General features: G+C 69.7%; 21 protein-coding genes. 14 read left to right on the top strand and 7 right to left on the bottom strand.

Annotation, left to right across the window (positions count from 1 at the left end):
- The first annotated feature begins 33 nt into the window (after positions 1 to 33).
- Positions 34 to 924, top strand: a complete 891-nt coding sequence (locus AC3EO4_RS07245; protein WP_379574709.1) for a DUF1349 domain-containing protein — start codon at positions 34 to 36, stop codon at positions 922 to 924.
- Here the strand turns inward: AC3EO4_RS07245 and AC3EO4_RS07240 are convergent.
- Complete coding sequence (locus AC3EO4_RS07240) at positions 896 to 1,417, bottom strand: gamma carbonic anhydrase family protein (RefSeq protein WP_379574708.1); 522 nt, start codon at positions 1,415 to 1,417, stop codon at positions 896 to 898. The two genes, AC3EO4_RS07245 and AC3EO4_RS07240, sit on opposite strands and share 29 nt — an antisense overlap.
- A gap of 212 nt (positions 1,418 to 1,629) precedes the next feature.
- On the opposite strand from AC3EO4_RS07240, the gene AC3EO4_RS07235 reads away from it, so the two are divergent.
- Positions 1,630 to 2,646 carry a DivIVA domain-containing protein gene (locus AC3EO4_RS07235; RefSeq protein WP_431894428.1) on the top strand — a complete coding sequence of 339 codons (1,017 nt, stop codon included), beginning with the start codon at positions 1,630 to 1,632 and terminating at the stop codon, positions 2,644 to 2,646.
- A gap of 177 nt (positions 2,647 to 2,823) precedes the next feature.
- Here the strand turns inward: AC3EO4_RS07235 and AC3EO4_RS07230 are convergent, their stop codons facing one another.
- The 4 genes from AC3EO4_RS07230 to AC3EO4_RS07215 form a co-directional block, all read right to left on the bottom strand.
- Positions 2,824 to 3,039 carry a hypothetical protein gene (locus AC3EO4_RS07230; protein WP_354909456.1) on the bottom strand — a complete coding sequence of 72 codons (216 nt, stop codon included), beginning with the start codon at positions 3,037 to 3,039 and terminating at the stop codon, positions 2,824 to 2,826.
- A gap of 120 nt (positions 3,040 to 3,159) precedes the next feature.
- A complete protein-coding gene (locus AC3EO4_RS07225) occupies positions 3,160 to 3,912 on the bottom strand; it encodes a GntR family transcriptional regulator (RefSeq protein WP_379574706.1) in 753 nt (250 codons plus the stop codon).
- Positions 3,913 to 4,085: 173 nt separating this feature from the next.
- Positions 4,086 to 4,526: a VanZ family protein gene (locus AC3EO4_RS07220; RefSeq protein ID WP_379574705.1), complete on the bottom strand. Its 441-nt coding sequence runs from the start codon at positions 4,524 to 4,526 to the stop codon at positions 4,086 to 4,088.
- Positions 4,527 to 4,736: 210 nt separating this feature from the next.
- Positions 4,737 to 5,495 carry an IclR family transcriptional regulator gene (locus AC3EO4_RS07215; protein WP_379574704.1) on the bottom strand — a complete coding sequence of 253 codons (759 nt, stop codon included), beginning with the start codon at positions 5,493 to 5,495 and terminating at the stop codon, positions 4,737 to 4,739.
- Positions 5,496 to 5,543: 48 nt separating this feature from the next.
- On the opposite strand from AC3EO4_RS07215, the gene AC3EO4_RS07210 reads away from it, so the two are divergent.
- The 11 genes from AC3EO4_RS07210 to AC3EO4_RS07160 all read left to right on the top strand — a co-directional run bounded on the left by AC3EO4_RS07210 (position 5,544) and on the right by AC3EO4_RS07160 (position 16,263).
- Positions 5,544 to 6,947 (top strand): aldehyde dehydrogenase family protein, encoded by a 1,404-nt coding sequence (locus AC3EO4_RS07210; RefSeq protein ID WP_431894426.1) that lies wholly within the window; start codon positions 5,544 to 5,546, stop codon positions 6,945 to 6,947.
- Positions 6,944 to 7,738, top strand: a complete 795-nt coding sequence (locus AC3EO4_RS07205; RefSeq protein ID WP_431894424.1) for a 2-keto-4-pentenoate hydratase — start codon at positions 6,944 to 6,946, stop codon at positions 7,736 to 7,738. Before AC3EO4_RS07210 ends, AC3EO4_RS07205 begins: the two co-directional genes overlap by 4 nt.
- The gene (locus AC3EO4_RS07200) at positions 7,735 to 8,706 is read left to right on the top strand and encodes an acetaldehyde dehydrogenase (acetylating) (RefSeq protein WP_431894422.1); all 972 of its coding nucleotides are present in this window, start codon (positions 7,735 to 7,737) and stop codon (positions 8,704 to 8,706) included. The genes AC3EO4_RS07205 and AC3EO4_RS07200 overlap by 4 nt, the downstream gene beginning before the upstream one ends.
- Positions 8,703 to 9,707 (top strand): 4-hydroxy-2-oxovalerate aldolase, encoded by a 1,005-nt coding sequence (dmpG, locus tag AC3EO4_RS07195; protein WP_379574700.1) that lies wholly within the window; start codon positions 8,703 to 8,705, stop codon positions 9,705 to 9,707. The genes AC3EO4_RS07200 and dmpG overlap by 4 nt, the downstream gene beginning before the upstream one ends.
- Positions 9,704 to 10,414: a 2-keto-4-pentenoate hydratase gene (locus AC3EO4_RS07190; protein WP_379574699.1), complete on the top strand. Its 711-nt coding sequence runs from the start codon at positions 9,704 to 9,706 to the stop codon at positions 10,412 to 10,414. The genes dmpG and AC3EO4_RS07190 overlap by 4 nt, the downstream gene beginning before the upstream one ends.
- Positions 10,414 to 10,824: a RidA family protein gene (locus AC3EO4_RS07185; RefSeq protein WP_379574697.1), complete on the top strand. Its 411-nt coding sequence runs from the start codon at positions 10,414 to 10,416 to the stop codon at positions 10,822 to 10,824. The genes AC3EO4_RS07190 and AC3EO4_RS07185 overlap by 1 nt, the downstream gene beginning before the upstream one ends.
- Positions 10,821 to 11,333, top strand: a complete 513-nt coding sequence (locus tag AC3EO4_RS07180) for a 3-hydroxyanthranilate 3,4-dioxygenase (RefSeq protein ID WP_431894419.1) — start codon at positions 10,821 to 10,823, stop codon at positions 11,331 to 11,333. The genes AC3EO4_RS07185 and AC3EO4_RS07180 overlap by 4 nt, the downstream gene beginning before the upstream one ends.
- A gap of 4 nt (positions 11,334 to 11,337) precedes the next feature.
- Positions 11,338 to 12,306: an amidohydrolase family protein gene (locus tag AC3EO4_RS07175; RefSeq protein ID WP_431894417.1), complete on the top strand. Its 969-nt coding sequence runs from the start codon at positions 11,338 to 11,340 to the stop codon at positions 12,304 to 12,306.
- Positions 12,303 to 13,481 (top strand): kynureninase, encoded by a 1,179-nt coding sequence (locus AC3EO4_RS07170; protein ID WP_431894415.1) that lies wholly within the window; start codon positions 12,303 to 12,305, stop codon positions 13,479 to 13,481. The genes AC3EO4_RS07175 and AC3EO4_RS07170 overlap by 4 nt, the downstream gene beginning before the upstream one ends.
- 426 nt (positions 13,482 to 13,907) lie before the next feature.
- Entirely contained in the window at positions 13,908 to 15,590 is a 1,683-nt protein-coding gene (locus AC3EO4_RS07165; protein WP_379574693.1) for an LVIVD repeat-containing protein, read from the top strand.
- 103 nt (positions 15,591 to 15,693) lie between these two features.
- Positions 15,694 to 16,263, top strand: a complete 570-nt coding sequence (locus AC3EO4_RS07160; protein ID WP_379574692.1) for a LysE family translocator — start codon at positions 15,694 to 15,696, stop codon at positions 16,261 to 16,263.
- On the opposite strand, the gene AC3EO4_RS07155 is transcribed toward AC3EO4_RS07160, so the two are convergent.
- Positions 16,225 to 16,617 carry an MmcQ/YjbR family DNA-binding protein gene (locus tag AC3EO4_RS07155; RefSeq protein WP_379574691.1) on the bottom strand — a complete coding sequence of 131 codons (393 nt, stop codon included), beginning with the start codon at positions 16,615 to 16,617 and terminating at the stop codon, positions 16,225 to 16,227. The two genes, AC3EO4_RS07160 and AC3EO4_RS07155, sit on opposite strands and share 39 nt — an antisense overlap.
- Entirely contained in the window at positions 16,614 to 17,663 is a 1,050-nt protein-coding gene (locus tag AC3EO4_RS07150) for a DUF2293 domain-containing protein (RefSeq protein WP_379574690.1), read from the bottom strand. The genes AC3EO4_RS07155 and AC3EO4_RS07150 overlap by 4 nt, the downstream gene beginning before the upstream one ends.
- Before the next feature lie 14 nt (positions 17,664 to 17,677).
- Here AC3EO4_RS07150 and AC3EO4_RS07145 point away from each other — a divergent pair, with 14 nt between their 5' ends.
- Positions 17,678 to 18,100 (top strand): helix-turn-helix domain-containing protein, encoded by a 423-nt coding sequence (locus tag AC3EO4_RS07145; RefSeq protein WP_431894411.1) that lies wholly within the window; start codon positions 17,678 to 17,680, stop codon positions 18,098 to 18,100.
- Positions 18,101 to 18,280 lie beyond the last annotated feature (180 nt).

The raw sequence follows: 18,280 nt of genomic DNA, 5'->3' as shown, positions 1-18,280 counted from the left end.
GCCCGCCGCCGAGACCCGGCAGAATGACCCGATATGAGAGCCAAGATCGCGGTGTCGTTGCTCGCTGCCTGTGCCCTCGCGGGGTGTGGCACGGCCGCGCCGAGCACGCCGCCGAAGCCCAAGGCGCTCACCGTGGCCGATGTCAGAGCCCCCGATCCGGGCGGCGAGGTCGGCTCCGCCTCCAGCGAGTTCTCCAGCGCCGCCGACCTGACCGTGTGGAGCAGGCTGAGCGACACCCAGGGCGACCCGAGCAGGCTCGCCAAGATCGACGTCGACGCCACCGCGAAGGGTGCGCTCTACCTGGAGCCCACGACGTCCACCTGGTTCGACGCCTTTCGCGGCCCCTTCGTCTACCAGGAGCTGGCGGGCGACATCGTCCTGCACACCAGGGTCAAGGTCGAGGGGAAGAAGAGCGGGCCGCCCCTGCGCAAGTTCTCGCTCGGTGGGGCGATGTTGCGCGTGCCGCAGTCCAACGACAGGCCGAACTGGCTCTCGATCACCACCGGTACGGGCGACAAGGCCGAGCGGGTCGAGCTGAAGGAGACCGCCGACGGCAGTTCCAAGCCGAAGGAGGTGCCGGTCGAGGGTGGCTGGATCGAGCTGGTCCTGGCCAGGACGGGAACGGTGGTCTCCGCCCTCTACAAGGAGGACGGCGGCGTCTGGAAGGTCGGGCAGCGGTGGCTGCGCCCCGACCTGCCGAAGGTGCTGGAATGGGGCGTGACCGGCTACAGCGACTGGGACGGCTACGGCGCGCTGAAGAAGGACGCCGCCAAGGCCAACGCCGCCAAGACGATCAAGGGCAGGCCCGATCTCAAGATGACCGTCGACTACGTGCGCTTCCTGCGGCCGGCCACGCCCGCAGGCGATCTGATGACGGCTCCCGACGCCGTGCTGGTCAAACTGCTGACGCCTGCCGGTGCCTGAGGGCCTTGGCCATGTACCGGTCGGGGGTCTGCGCGAAGCTCGCCCTGTCGTCGTCGGTGAGCTCGCGGACCACCCTGCCGGGCATTCCCGCCACCAGCACGCCTGAGGGGATCTGCTTGCCGGGACCGACCAGCGCGCCCGCGGCGACCAGGGTGCCCGCCCCGATCCGCGCACCGCCGAGCACGATCGCGCCGATGCCGATCAGCGCGCCGGTCTCGACGTGCGCGCCGTGGACCATGGCCTTGTGGCCGAGGCTCACCCGCGGTTCGAGTACGGCAGGCTCGCCCGGATCCGCGTGCAGGCAGCACAGGTCCTGGACGTTGCACTCCTCGCCGATCTCGATGCGCTCGTCGTCGCCGCGCAGGACCGAGCCGTACCAGATCGAGGCCCCACGGCTCACTCTGACGTTCCCGACAACCACCGCGCCCGGCGCGATATAGGCGTCTGGGTGAATGTCAGGAATTGCACTGTCGTCCAGGGCTGCGATGTACACCTTGGACATCGTAGTAGTCCCCGCTTGGTGAGAATCGTGCCTGGCCAGCTCAGCGGCGTCTGAGCGGGCGCGCAGGCCGCGATTGTCATTAGGATTTCCCGGGCAGGTATGGCGTTCGGGTTGCGGACTTGGGCAGATGGCAGGAAAGTCGTCTCCTGACACGTCGTTGTCGGACCCTCACAAACCGCAAGCTCCCCACCTAGGTACTCCTCATGACAAACCAGCACGAGAGCTTTCCCGACCTGATGCAGGAAGACTCCTTCGAAGTCGTCATGCGCGGCTACAGCCGTCGTCAGGTACACGACTACATGATCCGCTCCCGCAACCAGATCAGGGATCTGGAGGAGCGGCTGGCACGAGCGATCGACCAGGCGGAGCAGGGCCGAATCGAGCTCGCAGAGGCCAGACGCAGGATGGTCGAAGCGCCACAGAGCTACGAGGACCTCAGCCCGAGGCTCGCGCAGATTCTCAGGCTGGGCGAGGAGGAGGCGGCCGCCAAGCGGGAGGACGCCGAGACCGAGGCCAACAGGTTGCGCGAGTCGGCCAGCATGGAGGCCGAGCGGATGGTCTCCTCGGCGCGCGAGACCGCCGACAACATCCTCACCAGTGCCCAGGCCGAGGCCGAGCGCCGCGTGGGCGAGGCGACGGGCGCCGCCGAGCGCATGCTGGCGCAGGCGGGCGCCGACGCGGAGGAGACGCTGACCACCGCGAGGGCCGAGGCCGAAGAGACGTTGCGCGTGGCCAGGGGTGAGGCCGACAGGGTGCTCACCTCGGCCAGGCTGGAGTCCGAGAAGACCGTCGAGAGCGCCCGCGAGGAGGCCGAGTCGACGCTGGCGGCCGCGCGTGCCGAGTCGGAGATGATGGTGAGCACCGCGCAGGCCCAGGCGCAGTCGTCGCTCGCGGCGGCCGAGCAGCGGGTCAACGCCCTCGACGAGCACGCGGGCCGGCGGGTCACCTACCTCACCGACACCCACGGCGAGGTGGTCAGGCGCCTCAACGAGATCAGCTCGGTGCTCGGCGATCTGATGCGCAGGGAGAACACGGCGGGGCCGCTGATCCCTGTCGTCGAGCCCGTGGTGGAGCCCGCGGTCGAGGAGGTCGACGAGGTGCGCGTGATCGTCGAGGACGACGAGCCGGCCGAGCGGGCCGAGCGGGCCGACGTGGCGGAGGAGCAGCGTGAGGTCTCCGAGGACACCGACGTCAACCTGGGCACACTCGCGCACAAGTAGGCGGACAAGCTAGGGCGGAAGCCCCCGCCCCCGATAGGGTCGGAGACTTCCGCGCCTGGGGGCCCGGTGCCGGAGCCGCCGAGACGCTGAACCCGGCACCGGGCTGCTCGTGGCCTCGGTACGAGGCCGGGGCGCGTGCCGTGGATCCCCCGCCTAGAACGATCCACAGCACGCGCGCTACGGGGCGGGTCCCGCCCGCCTCTCCTGATCCCTCAGCTGCTCGCGGAGGCCCTCCGGGTCGTCGGCGTCGATGGTCATGGCGCAGCCCGCGTCGCGCTGCTCAGCGCTCAGCGGGTGGTGCCGCGTGGCCCACCAGCGGCCCGCGTCGCTCCGCCAGATGGTCCAGTGGGGGTACTCCAGGGCGATCTCGGCGAGATGCCGGTCAAAGGACATCTGGTCACCCTTCCCGGGTCCCCACTTACGCTTCCCTCTCTTAGAAGGTGCGGCACATCTCTAGAGAAATCAATGATCGCAGGGGACAGGTCAACCTATCGCTTGACAAAACGGCTTGACCTAAGCGTCGAAGTCGTACTGGAGTACGTAGGACGCGGAGTCGAGGACCATCTCGTTGTATTCCACGGGCAGACCGCCTGAGGTGTAGGCGGTCCTGGAGATCACGATCACCGGAGTGCCCGCGGGCAGCTCCAGCAGGCCCGCCTCCCTGGGTTGGGGCATGCGGGCGCGCACCTCCTCGGTGAAATGGGCGGGCGGCAGGCCGAGATCTCTCAGCCGGGCGTAGACGCCGCCTGGGCCCGTGTCCGGCAGCGTGATCGCGCTGCCTTCCACCAGGTGGGCGGGAAAGTAGGACGTGGCCAGTTGGACGGGCCGGGCGTCGACCGAGTAGCGGCGGCGCCTGATCCACACCTCCGTGCTGTCGAGGACTCCGGCGGTCGCCTCGCCGGCCCGCGTGCGGGCCACCTCCACCGCGTCCACGGTGAAAGGACGGCCGCGCGTGTCGGCGTCCCAGATGGCCCGTCCCTGTCCCCACTGCTCGCGGGACAGACGTCGTGATCCGTGCCTGCGGATCGGCTTGAACTGTCGCACATAAACCCCCGAACCTCTCTTCGGCACCGCCAGCCCTTCATTGATCAGCACGGCCAGCGCCTGGCGCGCGGTGGCGCGGGCGATTCCGTGTTCGGCCATGAGTGCGTTCTCGCCCGGTAGTCGGTCCCCGTCGCGCAGTTCGCCGGACAGGATCCTGACGCGCAGGCCGTCGGCGATGCGCCGATAGATCGGGGGCTCCTGAGGTACCGGGGATTCAGACACGTTTGATCACCCTCTGTCACCAACCAGGTTTGGCGTCTCCAGAGAACTTGCCCCGCCTTGTCCACGATCGCACAGATACGCAGGTTGGTCCCGAGCTTCTTTTGAGTGGATCGTGCCCGTGTGGTGACCCGCGCGAGTTTTCGCGGGCCGTTACCGTGGAACGGTCCTGGCCGCTAATTGGAGCCCCACCAGCGGCGAGTAATCAAAGCGGCAACGATCGCCCCCGTGGTGTTGATCAAGACGTCGTCGATCGAGGAGAAGCGTCCGAGGCGCAGGCTGTACTGCAGCAGCTCGACGGTCACGGAGGCACCTGCGGCCACGCCCGCCACTCGGGCGAGGCTCGCGAAGCGCGCGGATCGGACGGGAAGCAGGGCCCCCAGGCAGGCGAAGACCAGGAGGTTGCCTCCCACCTGCACGAACACGGTCGCCGGCGGCGCGGAGAAGATCCACGTGAGGTCTCTGAACGGGACGAGATTGACACCGCTCTGACCGCTTGCCGGCGTGAGAATCATCCAGATCCACGGGGCCGTGCCTGCGACGATGCCCACGTCGGCGACGGCGGTGCGGGCGGGCGCGGGATGCCCGCGCCCGCGGCGCGCGCGGGCCAGCGCCACAGCCGCCAGTACGGCCAGCGGAACCCCCAGGAATCCCGCGATGATGACATGTCCCCACAAATCCCATGTTTGGCCCACCACGCAATAATGCAGGTACGGAAAAGTGTCCGAAAGGACAGCCAAATCTCGGCAGGTGTGGAACAAGTTCGGGCCCGCGCGGCCTCACGGCGCCCGCACCGGCTCGCCACGGTCGGTGACCGGACGCCCGGTCTAGATCGATCGCGTCAGCGCCCGTGAGACCCCCAGCGCGGCCGTCTTCACCGCGGGCGCCAGCCGGGTCGGATGGAAGCGGGCCAGCGGCACCGACACCGACAGCGCCGCGACGACGGCGCCTCCACTGAAGACGGGCGCCGCGATGCACGCACCGCCGAGCTGTGCCTCCTCCCGCTCGTAGGCGAGGCCCGCGGCCTGGACCTGCCCGATGGCCTCCTCCAGCCGCTTGGGGTCCACGATCGAGTGCGGGGTGAGCCTGCGCAGCGGCCGCGAGAGCACCTCGTCGATGAACTCGGGCCCCGAGTAGGCCAGCAGCGCCTTGCCCACCCCCGTGCAGTTGAGCGGCAGCCGTCCGCCCACCCGTGAGGGCAGCGAGAACGACTCGTGACCGCGGATCTTCTCGACGTAGACCACGTCGAGCCCGTCGCGGACTCCCAGGTGGATCGTCTCGCGGGTGGCCTCGTAGAGGTCGTGCATGAACGGCAGGGCGGCGTGGCGCAGGTCGCGTTCGAGAGGGACGATGCTACCGAGTTCGAACAGCCGGCGGCCGAGGTAGTAGCCGTTCTCCCTGCGCGTGACGGCGCCGATCTCGGTCAGCTCGGTGAGCAGCCGGAAGGCGGTGGTCTTGGGCAGGTGGCAGTGCTGGGCGACGTCTATCAGCCGGAGCGGGCCACCGGTCGGCCGGAACGCGTCCAGGACCAACCATGACTTCTCCAGCATCGACAGGCGATCGGTGTTCCGTGTCACGGAACGCATTGTTGCCGGAAACCGCCGGGAAGTTCTATACCCCTTGGTGGAGGAACGATGTCATTTGAGCAGGTAGCCCACTTCATCGAGGGCTCGTGGGTGGCCGAGGGCGAGCCGTTCGCATCCTACGATCCCATGACCGGACAGGTGAACAGGCAGGTCCATGAGGCGGACCAGGCCGTGGTCGACAGGGCGGTGCGCGCCGCGCGCGAGGCCGCGCCGGGCTGGGCCGCGCTCCCCGTGGCGGAGCGGGCCGCGTGGATGCGCCGCCTGGCCGAGGGGATCGAGGCGCGGTTCGACGACCTGGTGGCCGCCGAGATCGCCGACACGGGCAAGCCGCTGGAGCAGACCCGCACCCTCGACATCCCGCGCGGCGCCGCCAACTTCCGCGCCTTCGCCGAGATCGCCGCGCAGCGCCCTGCGGAGGCCTTCCACCTGCCGGACGTGCTCAGCTACACCGTGCGCAGGCCGCTCGGCGTGGTCGCGGTCGTCGTGCCGTGGAACCTGCCGTTCCTGCTGATGACGTGGAAGCTCGGGCCCGCGCTGGTCGCGGGCAACACCGTCGTGGTCAAGCCGTCGGAGAACACTCCCGGCTCCGCCGCGCTCTTCGCCGAGATCTGCGCCTCGGTCGGCCTGCCCCCCGGTGTGGTCAACGTGATCCACGGGTACGGCGAGACGGGCAGGCTCCTGGTCTCCCACGAAGGGGTCGACGGGGTGACGTTCACCGGTTCCACCCGCACCGGAGCGACGATCATGAAGTCGGTCGCCGACCGGGTGAAGCCGATCTCCTTCGAGCTGGGCGGGAAGAACGCTGGAGTGGTCTTCGCCGACGCCGACCTCGACAGGGCGATCGAGGGCAGCGTGCGGTCGGTGTTCACCAACGGCGGCCAGGTGTGCCTGTGCACCGAGCGGCTCTACGTCGAGCGGCCCGTCTTCGAGGAGTTCTGCGCCCTGCTGGCCGAGCGGGCCGCGTCGGTCGTCCCCCAGCCGATGATCTCCGCGCAGCACAGGGAGAAGGTGCTGTCGTACTACGCGCTCGCCCGCGACGAGGGCGCGAAGTTCCTCACCGGCGGCGGCGCTCCCGACGGGCCCGGCTACTTCGTGGAGCCGACCGTGGTGACCGGGCTGCCGGAGTCCTCCCGCTTCAACAGGGAGGAGATCTTCGGTCCCGTCTGTCACGTGGCCCCGTTCGACACCGAGGCGGAGGCTGTCGAGCTGGCCAACGACTCCGACTACGGGCTGGCCGCCACCCTGTGGACGAGCAGCCTCGACAGGGCGCACCGGGTCGCCCAGCGGCTGGAGGCCGGGCTCGTCTGGGTCAACACCTGGTACCTGCGCGACCTGCGCACCCCGTTCGGCGGCGTCAAGCTGTCGGGCATCGGCCGGGAGGGCGGCACCCAGTCGCTCGACTTCTACTCCGAGCCGACCACGATCACGATCAAGCTGGAAGGTGGCGCATGAACGACGAGTGGTCCGGGGCCGTGGACGCCCGCACCCAGGCGGCCGACCGGTTGCTGGAGGCCCAGCGCTCGGGCAAGCCGTGCGCTCCCGTCAGGGACCTGGTGAGCACGGCGGGCGAGGGCTACGCCGTACAGGAGATCAACACCCGCAGGGCGCTCGACGAGGGACGCAGGCTGGTCGGGCGCAAGATCGGCCTGACCAACTTCGCCGTGCAGAAGCAGCTCGGGGTGGACCGGCCCGACTTCGGCATGCTGTTCGCCGACATGGCCTACCTTGACGGGCTGCCGGTGCCGTACGAGAGGTTCCTGCAGCCGAGGGCCGAGGCGGAGATCGCGCTGGTGCTGGGCGGCGACCTGGCCGGCGGGCCCTTCACGGTCGCCGAGGTGATCAGGGCTGTCGACTTCGTGCTGCCCGCGATCGAGATCGTCGACTCCCGTGTCGCCGACTGGGACATCACGCTGGCCGACACGATCGCCGACAACGCCTCCAGCGGCGCCTTCGTTCTGGGCAACACGCCGGTCGGGCTGCGCGGGCTCGACCTGCGCCTGGCCGGGATGACGATGACCAGGCGCGGGCAGGAGGTGTCCACGGGCGCGGGCGCGGCCTGCATGGGTCACCCGCTCAACGCGGCCGTCTGGCTGGCCGACACGCTCGGCCGCACCGACTACCCCCTGCGGGCCGGAGACGTCGTGCTGACCGGCGCGCTCGGCCCCGTGGTGCCGGTGGAGGAAGGCGACGTGTTCGAGGCGGTCATCGACGGTCTCGGCTCGGTGCGGGCGGTGTTCGAGTGAAGCTGGCGATCATCGGCTCGGGCAACATCGGGACCGACCTGATGTTCAAGGCCCTGCTGTCGAAGAAGGTCGAGGTCGTGGCGATGGCGGGCATCGACCCCGCCTCCGACGGCCTTGCCAGGGCGCGGCGCAGAGGCCTCGAGACGACCTCCTCGGGGGTCGAGGGGCTGGTGTCGCTGCCGTCCTTCGACTCGGTCGACGTGGTGCTCGACGCCACCTCGGCGGGTGCCCACGCGCACAACGCCGCCGTCGTCCTCTCGCGTGGCAAGCGCATCATCGACCTCACCCCCGCCGCGCTCGGCCCCTACGTGGTGCCCTCGGTGAATCTGGACGCCCACCTGTCGGCGCCCGACCTCAACATGGTGACGTGCGGAGGGCAGGCGACCATCCCGATCGTGGCGGCGGTGTCGAAGGTGGCCAGGGTGTCGTACGCCGAGATCGTGGCCTCCATCGCGTCGAAGTCGGCGGGTCCCGGCACGCGGGCGAACATCGACGAGTTCACGGTGACGACCGCCAGAGCGCTGGAGCAGGTCGGCGGCGCGGCGCGGGGAAAGGCGATCATCGTGCTGAACCCGGCGGAGCCGCCGCTGATCATGCGGGATACCGTGTACTGCCTGGTGGACAGCTGTCAGGAGGACGAGGTGGCCGCCTCGGTGGCGGCGATGGTGGCCTCGGTGCAGGAGTACGTGCCCGGCTACCGGCTCAAGCAGGAGGTGCAGTTCACGCCCGTGGCGGACGACGAGCCGGTGTGGACGCTGGCGCACGGGGCGAAGGGCGGGGTGAAGGTGAGCGTCTTCCTGGAGGTGGAGGGGGCGGCCCACTACCTGCCCGCCTACGCGGGCAACCTCGACATCATGACCTCCGCGGCTCTGCGCACCGCCGAACGTCTCGCCGAGACCGTCCCCCTCGGCACCGCGACCGTGTCCGCGGGCGCCGCCCCGCAGTCCGGGGAGGGAGGCCGGGCATGAGCGCGCGCATCTACGTGCAGGACGTGACGTTGCGGGACGGCATGCACGCCATCCGCCACCGCTACACGATCGACCAGGCCACCGCCATCGCCAGGGCGCTCGACGCGGCGGGCGTGGCCGCGATCGAGGTCGCGCACGGCGACGGCCTGGCGGGCGGGAGCTTCAACTACGGCCCCGGCGCCCACACCGACGAGGAGTGGATCGAGGCCGTCGCGGGAGCCGTGCGGAACGCCAGGCTCACCACCCTGCTGCTGCCCGGCATCGGCACCATCGAGGACCTGAGGAAGGCCCACGCGCTGGGTGTCACCTCGGTCAGGATCGCCACGCACTGCACCGAGGCCGACATCTCCGCCCAGCACATCTCCACCGCCCGCGAGCTGGGCATGGACGTCGCGGGGTTCCTGATGATGGCGCACATGGCCCCGCCCGAGGTCCTGGCGGAGCAGGCCAGGCTCATGGAGTCGTACGGCGCGCACTGCGTCTACGTCACCGACTCCGGCGGCGGCCTCACCATGGACGGCGCGAGGGAACGGATCAGGGCCTACCGCGACGCGCTCAGACCCGAGACCGAGATCGGCATCCATGCCCACCACAACCTCAGCCTCGGCGTGGCCAACTCCGTCGTCGCGGTCGAGAACGGCTGCACCCGCGTGGACGCCTCGCTCGCCGGGATGGGCGCGGGCGCGGGTAACGCGCCGCTGGAGGTGTTCGTCGCCGTGGCCGACCGCATGGGCTGGGAACACGGCTGCGACCTCTACGCGCTGATGGACGCGGCCGACGACCTGGTCAGACCGCTGCAGGACCGTCCCGTCCGGGTCGACAGGGAGACGCTGACGCTCGGTTACGCGGGCGTCTACTCCAGCTTCCTTCGCCACGCCGAGGCGGCCTCGGAACGCTACGGCGTCGACACCCGGGAGATCCTGGCCGAGGCGGGCCGCCGCCGGATGGTCGGCGGCCAGGAGGACATGATCGTCGACATCGCATTGGACCTGACGAAATGAAGCTGGCCCAGGCGCTGCACGAGGCGGCGCTCACCAGGATGCCGATTCCACAGCCTGTGGACGGACTCGACGTCGCCACCGCCTACCAGGTCCAGGAGGAGGTCGTAGGCCTGCGCGGCGAGCCCCTGTCGGGGGTCAAGCTGGGCTTCACCAGCGAGGGCAAGCGCCGCCAGATGGGCGTCGACGACCTCATCCTGGGGCGGCTGACGCCGTCGATGGCGGTCGTCGACCACGACAAGTACATCCACCCGAGGGTTGAACCCGAGGTGGCCTACCTGGTCGGGCGCAGGATCGAGAGCGTCGGGGACGCCACGCGGCCCGGAGCCGTCGCCGCCGTCGCCGCCGGCATCGAGGTGATCGACTCCCGGTACGAGAACTTCAGGTTCTCGCTGGAGAGCGTCATCGCCGACAACACCTCGGCGGCGGGCTACGCGATCGGGCCGTGGCGGGCCTACGACGTCGACGACTGGAACCTCGGAGTCGTCTTCGAGATCGACGGGCGGCCCGTGCACGTCGGATCCACCGCGGCCATCCTCGGCGACCCGCGCAGGGCGATCGTCGAGGCGGCGCGGCTGGCCGTACAGGTGGGGCTGGTGATCGAGGAGGGGGCGATCCTGCTGGCGGGCGCCGCCACTCCGGCCGAGCCGTACCGGCCCGGCGCGCACGTCCAGGTGGAGATCCAGCGGCTGGGGAAGGTGACGCTCTGATGCTGGTCGGGGGAAAGGCGACGCCGAGGGGACGGTTCCCGCACGTCAGGCGGGCAGGGGACTTCCTCTACGTGTCCGGCACGAGCTCCAGGCGGCCGGACAACACCTTCGCGGGAGCGTCCGCCGACGAACTGGGCACCACGGACCTGGACATCCGCCTGCAGACCAGAGCGGTGATCGAGAACATCGGCGACATCCTGCGGGCCGCGGGGGCAAGCCTCGCCGACCTGGTCCAGATCACCACCTACCTGGTCAACATGAACGACTTCAAGGGCTACAACGAGGTCTACGCCGAGTTCTTCGACGAGACCGGACCCACGCGCACCACGGTGGCCGTCCACCAACTGCCGCACCCCCACCTGCTCATCGAGATGCAGGCCGTCGCCTACCGACCGGAGGAACCCGCATGATCCCGCCCATCGACTTCAACCAGTGGATCGACGAGCACGCCCACCTGCTCAAGCCGCCGGTCGGCAACAAGGTGGTCTTCGAGCAGGCGGACGACTTCATCGTCATGGTCGTCGGCGGACCCAACCAGCGCACCGACTTCCACATCGACCCCTTCGAGGAGCTGTTCTTCCAGATCAAGGGGAACATGCGGCTCAACGTCATGACCCCTGAGGGGCCCGAGACCGTGCACATCCGCGAGGGCCAGATGTGGCTGCTGCCCGGCAACCTGCCCCACTCGCCGCAGCGCGAGGCCGACTCCGTCGGCCTGGTGATCGAGCGGATCAGGCCGGAGGGCACGCTGGAGAAGTTCCGGTGGTACTGCCAGCAGTGCGACGCCATGGTCCACGAGGTGGAACTGCAGGTCCGCGACATCGTCAAGGACCTGCCGCCGGTCTTCGAGGCGTTCTACTCCGACGAGAAGGCGCGCACCTGCGACAGCTGCGGGGCCCTGCACCCCGGCAAGGGCTGACCGCGTGATCGTCGACGTCCACACGCACTACGTCGCCAAGGGCTGGCCCGATCTGGGCTGGCCCGGCGCGCCCCGGCTGCGGATCGAGTCCGAGCGCGAGGCGATGATCGTCGTCAACGACCGCGACTTCCGCAGGATCCAGGCGGACTGCTGGGATCCCGAGGTCCGCCTGGCGACGATGGGCGTGGACCGGCAGGTCGTCTCCCCGACCCCGGTGTTCTTCGGCTACGAGCGCCCGGCGAAGCAGGCCGCGAACGTCGCGCGCGTCTTCAACGACCTCGCGCTGGAGATCTGCGACGGCGATCGGCTGATCCCGTTCTGCCAGGTGCCGCTGCAGGACCCCGACCTGGCCTGCGAGGAGCTCGACAGGTGCCTGGCGGCCGGCCACAGGGGCGTCGAGATCGGCAACCACGTCGGCGACAGGGACCTCGACGACGAGGGCGTCGTGCAGTTCCTCCAGCACTGCGCGGACAGGGGCGCCCCCGTGTTCGTCCACCCGTGGGACATGCCCACGGGACCAAGGCTCGACAGGTGGATGGCGCAGTGGCTGGTCGGCATGCCGGCCGAGACGCACCTGTCGATCCTCGCCATGATCCTGGGCGGCGTCTTCGACCGGGTGCCGGAGACGCTGAGGATCTGCTTCGCCCACGGAGGCGGCTCGTTCGCCTTCTGGCTGGGCCGCTTCGAGAACGCATGGCATCGCAGGAGCGACGTCATCGGCACCTCGGAGCATCCCCCGTCGCACTACCTCGACCGATTCAGCGTCGACTCCGTCGTCTTCGACGAGCGGGCGCTGCGGCTGCTGGTGGACACCATGGGGGAGGACCGTGTGATGCTCGGCTCCGACTACCCCTACCCGCTTGGCGAGTCTCCCGTGGGGAAACTGGTCAGCGGCGCGGGTTTCCTCTCCGACCGGGCTCGCGCCAGGATCCTGGGAGGCAATGCCGAGACCTTTCTTGGAGAAACACCGTGAATCGTGAAGACTGCCTGGCTCTTGACGCGGCCGACCCGCTGAAGGAGTTCAGGGACGAGTTCGTGCTGCCCGAGGGTGTCGTCTACCTCGTCGGCAACTCCCTTGGCGCGCTGCCCCGCCGTACGTCGGAGAGGGTGCGGAAGGCGGTCGAGGAGGAGTGGGGTCGTGAGCTGGTCGGCGGGTGGAACAGCGCGGGCTGGTACGCCCAGCCGCTCACCACGGGCGACCGGCTCGCCCCGTTGATCGGCGCCGCCCCCGGGACGGTGGTGGTGGGCAACACCACGTCGATCGCGGTGCACCAGGCGGTGGCCGCGGCCATGCGCCTGCGTCCTTCGCGGCCCGTGGTGGTCGCCGACGTGACCAACTTCCCCACAGACAACTACATCCTGGAGGGGCTCGGCTGCCAGATCCGCGACTTCTCCGAGGGCGTGGGCGACGACGTGGCCGCGGTCCTGCTGTCGGAGGTCAACTACCGCACGGGTGAACGGTACGACGTGGCCGAGGTGACCGCGCGCGTGCAGGCCGCGGGCGCGCTGATGATCTGGGACGTCTGCCACAGCGTGGGCGCGCTGCACGTGGACGTCTCGGCGGCCGACTTCGCGTTGGGCTGCACCTACAAGTACCTCAACGGCGGGCCGGGCGCGCCGGCGTTCCTCTACGTGAACCCGCGCCACCACGAGTCCGCCGAGAACGTGCTGTCCGGCTGGTACGGCCACGCCGAGCCGTTCGCCTTCGAGCCGCGTTTCCGCCCCGCCGACGGCATCAGGCGCTTCACCGTCAGCACCCCGCACGTGCTGTCGTTCGCCGCGCTGGAGGCCGCGCTCGACATCTGGGAGCGGGTGGACATGGCCCAGGTCAGGGCCAAGAGCGTCCAGCTCACCGAGACGTTCGTCGAGCTCGTCGGCGACGCGCTGGAGCTCGCCTCTCCCCGCGAGGCCGAGCGCAGGGGCAGCCAGGTCAGCTTCCACCACCCCGACGGCTACCCGGTGATGCGGGCGCTGATCGACAGGGGCGTGCACGGCGACTTCAGGGCGCCCGACATCCTCCGCTTCGGGTTCGCGCCGCTGTACATCAGGCACGTCGACGTCTACGACGCGGCCCAGACCCTGCTGGAGGTGCTCGACAAGGAGCTGTGGCGCGACGAGAAGTACGCCCAGCGGCTCGCGGTCACCTGAGTGACCCATCGGCCTCCCTCGCGGGAGGGAGGCCGGAGTTCACCGGCACCGGCGATCCGGGGAAGCGTCGTTCTCGACACGATCGAGAAGCTGCCCGCGCCCGACGCCACCGCCGCGATCGTCCGCATGGGCGGCACCAAGGGCTCGTGGAAGGGCGTCACGGGGGTCGCCGACCTGGCTCCCAGCGGCCGGCCAGGGACGACGTCCGCTTCCGCGCGAGCAGCGTCACCGCCCGCATCCTGCGCCCGCTGCATGCGTGACAGTAGTCGTCTACTCCATCAACTCCACCGACGCGAAGGCCTCGGGCCAGAACCGGCGCGGGCTGGGCGTGGCACTGGCCGCCATGGTTCCGTAACGCGGAACGAGGCATTGGGGAACGGGATGCGCACCCTCCACTCTGGTGCGCATCCCCCGAAAGGTCACAAGATGTTCAGAGCGACTCTGGCCACCACCGCCTGCCTGGCAAGCCTGCTGGTGGCCGCTCCCGCGCAGGCCGAACCCGACGACGCCTTCCCCACCGTCTGCGGTGACCGCCGGCCGAGCGACCCCGCGCCCGGCGAGTACGGCATGCAGCTCGACGGCTCGTTCCGCCATCCAGCACTCACACCGGCCGGCGAGGAGCGCTTCCGCTTCCCCGGCGGCGCGCAGGACCTCTTCCCCAAGACCAAGGGCTACGACCCGAAGAGCTACGTCGAAGGCCCGATCAAGGTCGAGGCCGCCTACAGGGGAGCGGACTTCACCCCGGACTACTTCCACACCTGGCAGAACATCGTCGACTTCGACGGCCGCCGCTACCTGTTCCAGTACGACCGCACCGAGGCGCGCGTGTACGACGTCACCGACGTGCGCAAGGTGAAGATCGTCGAGAAGCTGACAGGCAAGGACTGGAAGAGCGCCGACTACTGGGGCGCCTCCACCATCCAGTGGCGCGACGGCCACTACGTGATGATCCAGTCCTTCGAGCAGAAGCGCCAGGTCGACCAGCTGGGCGACGCGGTCGAGCGCACCAAGTTCCACAACCCCTCGGGCGTGAAGCAGCTGCGGCAGGAGACCACCTTCAAGGGCTTCAAGGTCTACCGCCTCGACGGCCCGCGGAGGAAGGACTGGAAGCTGCTGTCCACCGTCACCACCGACCCCACGCTGACGGACCCGAAGCCGGGCGTGCAGCAGGGATCGGGATCGCTGGACGTGCCGTACTGGACCGGCGGCAGGTACATGTTCATCGCCGTCGCCCCGCTCGACACCTGGCGCAACACCGAGGTGCCCACCTACCTCTACTCGCCCGGCTACCAGGCGTGGGACATGTCGGACCTGAAGCGCCCGAAGAAGGTCGGCGAATGGCACCGCAAGGGCCAGGTTGCGGGCGAGGAGGCGGCGTACGCGAAGAACCCGCGCTGCGGCAACCAGACGTCGTGGATGGGTGCGCGGATGCCGTTCTTCGTCTCGGGCACGTACGGCTTCGCCGCGATGGGCGGCTACGGGCTGTCGATCCTCGACATCTCCGACCCCGCCGCGATGAAGGAGATCGGCCACCTCGACCTGCCGATGTCGGTCGGCGGCACCGAGGCCGACAACGTGGACGTCTCCCAGTACGCCAGGACCGGCATGGTCTACGTCTCCGGCTACCCGCTCGGTGAGGACTGCCACGAGCCGTACAAGGACGTCTTCCAGGTCGACGCCCGCGACCCGCGCCGCCCGCGCATCGTCGGCACGCTGCCCAGGCCCGAGCCGGCGGCGGGGGCGAGGTTCGCCGACTACTGCCAGCGGGGCGGCAGCTTCGGACCCAAGCGGTCGGGCTCCTACACCTCGCCGGGGGATCCGAAGCAGGGCCTGCTGACCTACGCCTTCTACAACGCGGGCGTGCAGTTCTTCGACACCACCGACGTCAGGCGGCCGAAGCGGGTCGCGCAGTTCGTGCCCAGCGGGTTCAGCAAGAACGTCCCCGACTACGCTCTCGGCAACCAGACCCACGCCGTCTACGTCGAATGGGATCGCAAGATCGTCTGGGTGTTCACCAACGACGGCGTCTACGCCGTCTCGTCGGCCAGGCTGCTGGGCGCGCCCACGCTCGGCAGGCCTGCGGCGCCGTACCGGAATTCGGACAAGTAGTATCGGAGGCGCCCACAAGGCACCCCTGTACGTCCGCGGTTCCGTGCGGCCTGCACACCCGCGGGTCTCCCGGAGCGCGCCCGGCTTCCGGGAGACCCCCGCCATGCTGCTGACCTTCGCGGTCACCGCCCTTGTCATGATCATGATTCCGGGGCCCGACGCGGCCCTGATCATGCGCAGCTCCCTCACACACGGCCGCGTCGCCGGACTGCTCACGATGGCAGGAGGCCTGCTGGGCCTCACGGTCCACGCCACAGCGGCCTCGCTCGGCCTGTCGGCGCTGCTGGCCGCCTCGCCGACCGCGTTCACGGTGCTCAGATGGCTCGGCATCGCCTATCTGCTCTGGCTGGGCGTCCAGTCGTTCCGCGCCAAGCGGCAGGAGGCGCCCGCCGCGGGGCGGCGGCACATCCGCAGCGGCTTCTTCTCCAACCTGCTCAACCCGAAGGTGCTGCTGTTCCAGGTCACCTTCCTGCCCCAGTTCATGAAGGGGCCCGACGACGCGCTGCTGCTGTCGGCCGTCTTCGCCGGGCTCTACTTCCTGTGGTTCCTCGTCTACGTGCTCGTGATCGACAGGATGGGCGCGCTGCTGAGCACGCCCCGCGTACGGCGGCGCGTCGAGCGGATCACCGGCGTGCTACTGGTCGGCTTCGCGCTGCGCCTGGCCGTCCAGTAGCTTGATCGCCCGCTTCGGGGCGATCGCCCGGTAGCTCTCCTCCACCCAGTCGAGCAGCACGTCGGTCTCGGGCAGCTCGCTCTCGAACGGGACCGTCACCCAGCCCGCCTTGCCCAGCCCGTAACCGCTGGGCTCGGCGCCCTCGACGGTCAGCGCGTGGCCGTGCGACTCCGACAGCAGCTTCACGCCGAACGCCGGGTTCCACTTCTCCGTCGGCTCCTCGATGCCGAGGAAGACGAACACCTTCTTGTTGACCTTGATGACGCTCTCACCCCACGGGAAGTCCTCGTGGGTCTCGGGCAGGCTCAGCGCGAAGTCGTGGATGGCCTGTCGGACGGCGTGCCAGTCGCTCATGGCTCACTTCTACCCCTGAGCTCCGACAGTTTGGCCTCGATCACCGGCCGGATGCGGTCACGGGCCTCCATGCGGGCGACCCCTTCCATCAGCATCCTGTCGTAGTCGGTGTCGAGGTGGCGTACCGAGGCCACGACCGCGAGGGTGATCGCGTTCTCGTCCATGGCCTTGGCGGCGGCCGAACGGCCGACTCTGCCGCTGCCGCGCTGGGCGGCGTGGGCGGCGATCGACTCGGCGCGCTCGGGCGGGCAGCGCGGGAACAGCCGCACGATCTCCGCCGCCATCCTGGCCTGGTAGTCGACGTCCTGCTCGGCCCTGCGCTCGCGGTCGCGCACCCGGCGGGCCTCGCGTGCCTCCTCGTCGCCCAGACACTGCTCCTCCGCGCGGGCCAGCGCGGCCTCCTCCACCAGCACGCCCTGGCGCTGGTAGACCTTGCGCCGCCGGTTGTACCGCACGACCACCGCCGACAGCACGCTCTCCTTCTTCGCCCGCCGGCTCAGCGCGGCGTTGCCCGAGGGGAGCAGGACGAGGTGGTCGAGGTCGCCACAGGTCAGGCAGAGCGGGCGGTCCTCCTCCATGATCAGGTAGGGCCCGGTGTCGCCGCACGACGCGCACGTCCACGGCTCCAACGGGGAGACCACGACCAGGTCGGGCGCCTTGCTCTGCCGTTCGGTGAGCTGCTTGACGCGCGCGTCGCTGAGATCGGGGGAGATCCAGTGCACCCTGAAGGGGCCCTGCTCGCCCGAGGTGGTGAAGCGCAGTTCGCGGCGGTCCCTGCCGCCTGACAGGTAGGGCGTCTCCACCGGGCGCAGACCCTTGGAACGCGCCCACGCGCCCAGCGCCGCGGCGGCGTCCAGCAGACGCGCGTCGTCGACGGCGGCCAGCTCGGCGAGCGTGGCGGCCCTGCCCTGGCGCCAGGTGTCGACGTGCCTGCTGTGCAGCCAGCGCAGGCCGGTGACGACGTCGAGGAAGGTGACGTACTTGCGGGTGGTGAGCGCGATCTCGGCCGCGTCCGCGACCCTGCGCGCCAGGTTCGGTCGGCTCACCGAATACCTACAGCGTGGAGGCCCCGTCCTTCAGGGTGGGGAGGAAACACGGCGCGGCACGTCACTGTGGTCTCCTGGTTTTGTCGGTGGCGGTCGGTACGTTGATCGGCGTGTCCCGCTACCGGCTCCAGCCGACGCCCGCCCAAGGGGCGGCGCTGGCCAAGCACTGCGGGCACGCCCGGTATGTGTGGAATCTCGCTGTCGAGCCGGCGTACACGAGTCAGCGTTGCTCGGCGTGCGGGATCGTGGATCGAAAGGCGCGTGAGAGCCAAGCCGCCTTCCGGTGCCGGTCCTGCGGATACTTCTGCAACGCCGACGTGAACGCGGCCAGAAACATCAAACACGCGGCAGGGCATGCCGTGTCCGCACGGGGAGGTCCGCCGTTGGGCGGACCTGCGAACCGTGAACCTCAACGTGACTTCCTCCTCGTGGGGTAGTTGCTGTTGGAATCCCCCGCTTTCAGGCGGGGGAGGATGTCAAAGCACACCAGTGTGCCGCGGGTGGTGTCTCGGGGGCGCGCACGCCCGTCCGCGAATCACTCGGAGGGCGGCGGGATTTCGTCGCCCACACATTTTGCGCCACGGAGGTTCCCGGAGCGCCCGCCGTCATCCTTCGGA

Source organism: Nonomuraea sp. bgisy101 (genome assembly GCF_057708945.1).
Note: the sequence above shows the minus strand (reverse complement) of the source record. Positions and strands in the feature narration are given on the sequence as shown.

What these genes read in the sequence shown, in the direction of transcription:
- AC3EO4_RS07245 (WP_379574709.1), top strand. Translation starts at nt 34, where the DNA reads ATGAGAGCCAAGATCGCGGTGTCGTTGCTCGCTGCCTGTGCCCTCGCG.
- AC3EO4_RS07235 (WP_431894428.1), top strand. Translation starts at nt 1,630, where the DNA reads ATGACAAACCAGCACGAGAGCTTTCCCGACCTGATGCAGGAAGACTCC.
- AC3EO4_RS07230 (WP_354909456.1), bottom strand. Translation starts at nt 3,039, where the DNA reads ATGTCCTTTGACCGGCATCTCGCCGAGATCGCCCTGGAGTACCCCCAC.
- AC3EO4_RS07215 (WP_379574704.1), bottom strand. Translation starts at nt 5,495, where the DNA reads ATGCGTTCCGTGACACGGAACACCGATCGCCTGTCGATGCTGGAGAAG.
- AC3EO4_RS07210 (WP_431894426.1), top strand. Translation starts at nt 5,544, where the DNA reads ATGTCATTTGAGCAGGTAGCCCACTTCATCGAGGGCTCGTGGGTGGCC.
- AC3EO4_RS07205 (WP_431894424.1), top strand. Translation starts at nt 6,944, where the DNA reads ATGAACGACGAGTGGTCCGGGGCCGTGGACGCCCGCACCCAGGCGGCC.
- dmpG (WP_379574700.1), top strand. Translation starts at nt 8,703, where the DNA reads ATGAGCGCGCGCATCTACGTGCAGGACGTGACGTTGCGGGACGGCATG.
- AC3EO4_RS07190 (WP_379574699.1), top strand. Translation starts at nt 9,704, where the DNA reads ATGAAGCTGGCCCAGGCGCTGCACGAGGCGGCGCTCACCAGGATGCCG.
- AC3EO4_RS07185 (WP_379574697.1), top strand. Translation starts at nt 10,414, where the DNA reads ATGCTGGTCGGGGGAAAGGCGACGCCGAGGGGACGGTTCCCGCACGTC.
- AC3EO4_RS07180 (WP_431894419.1), top strand. Translation starts at nt 10,821, where the DNA reads ATGATCCCGCCCATCGACTTCAACCAGTGGATCGACGAGCACGCCCAC.
- AC3EO4_RS07165 (WP_379574693.1), top strand. Translation starts at nt 13,908, where the DNA reads ATGTTCAGAGCGACTCTGGCCACCACCGCCTGCCTGGCAAGCCTGCTG.
- AC3EO4_RS07160 (WP_379574692.1), top strand. Translation starts at nt 15,694, where the DNA reads ATGCTGCTGACCTTCGCGGTCACCGCCCTTGTCATGATCATGATTCCG.
- AC3EO4_RS07155 (WP_379574691.1), bottom strand. Translation starts at nt 16,617, where the DNA reads ATGAGCGACTGGCACGCCGTCCGACAGGCCATCCACGACTTCGCGCTG.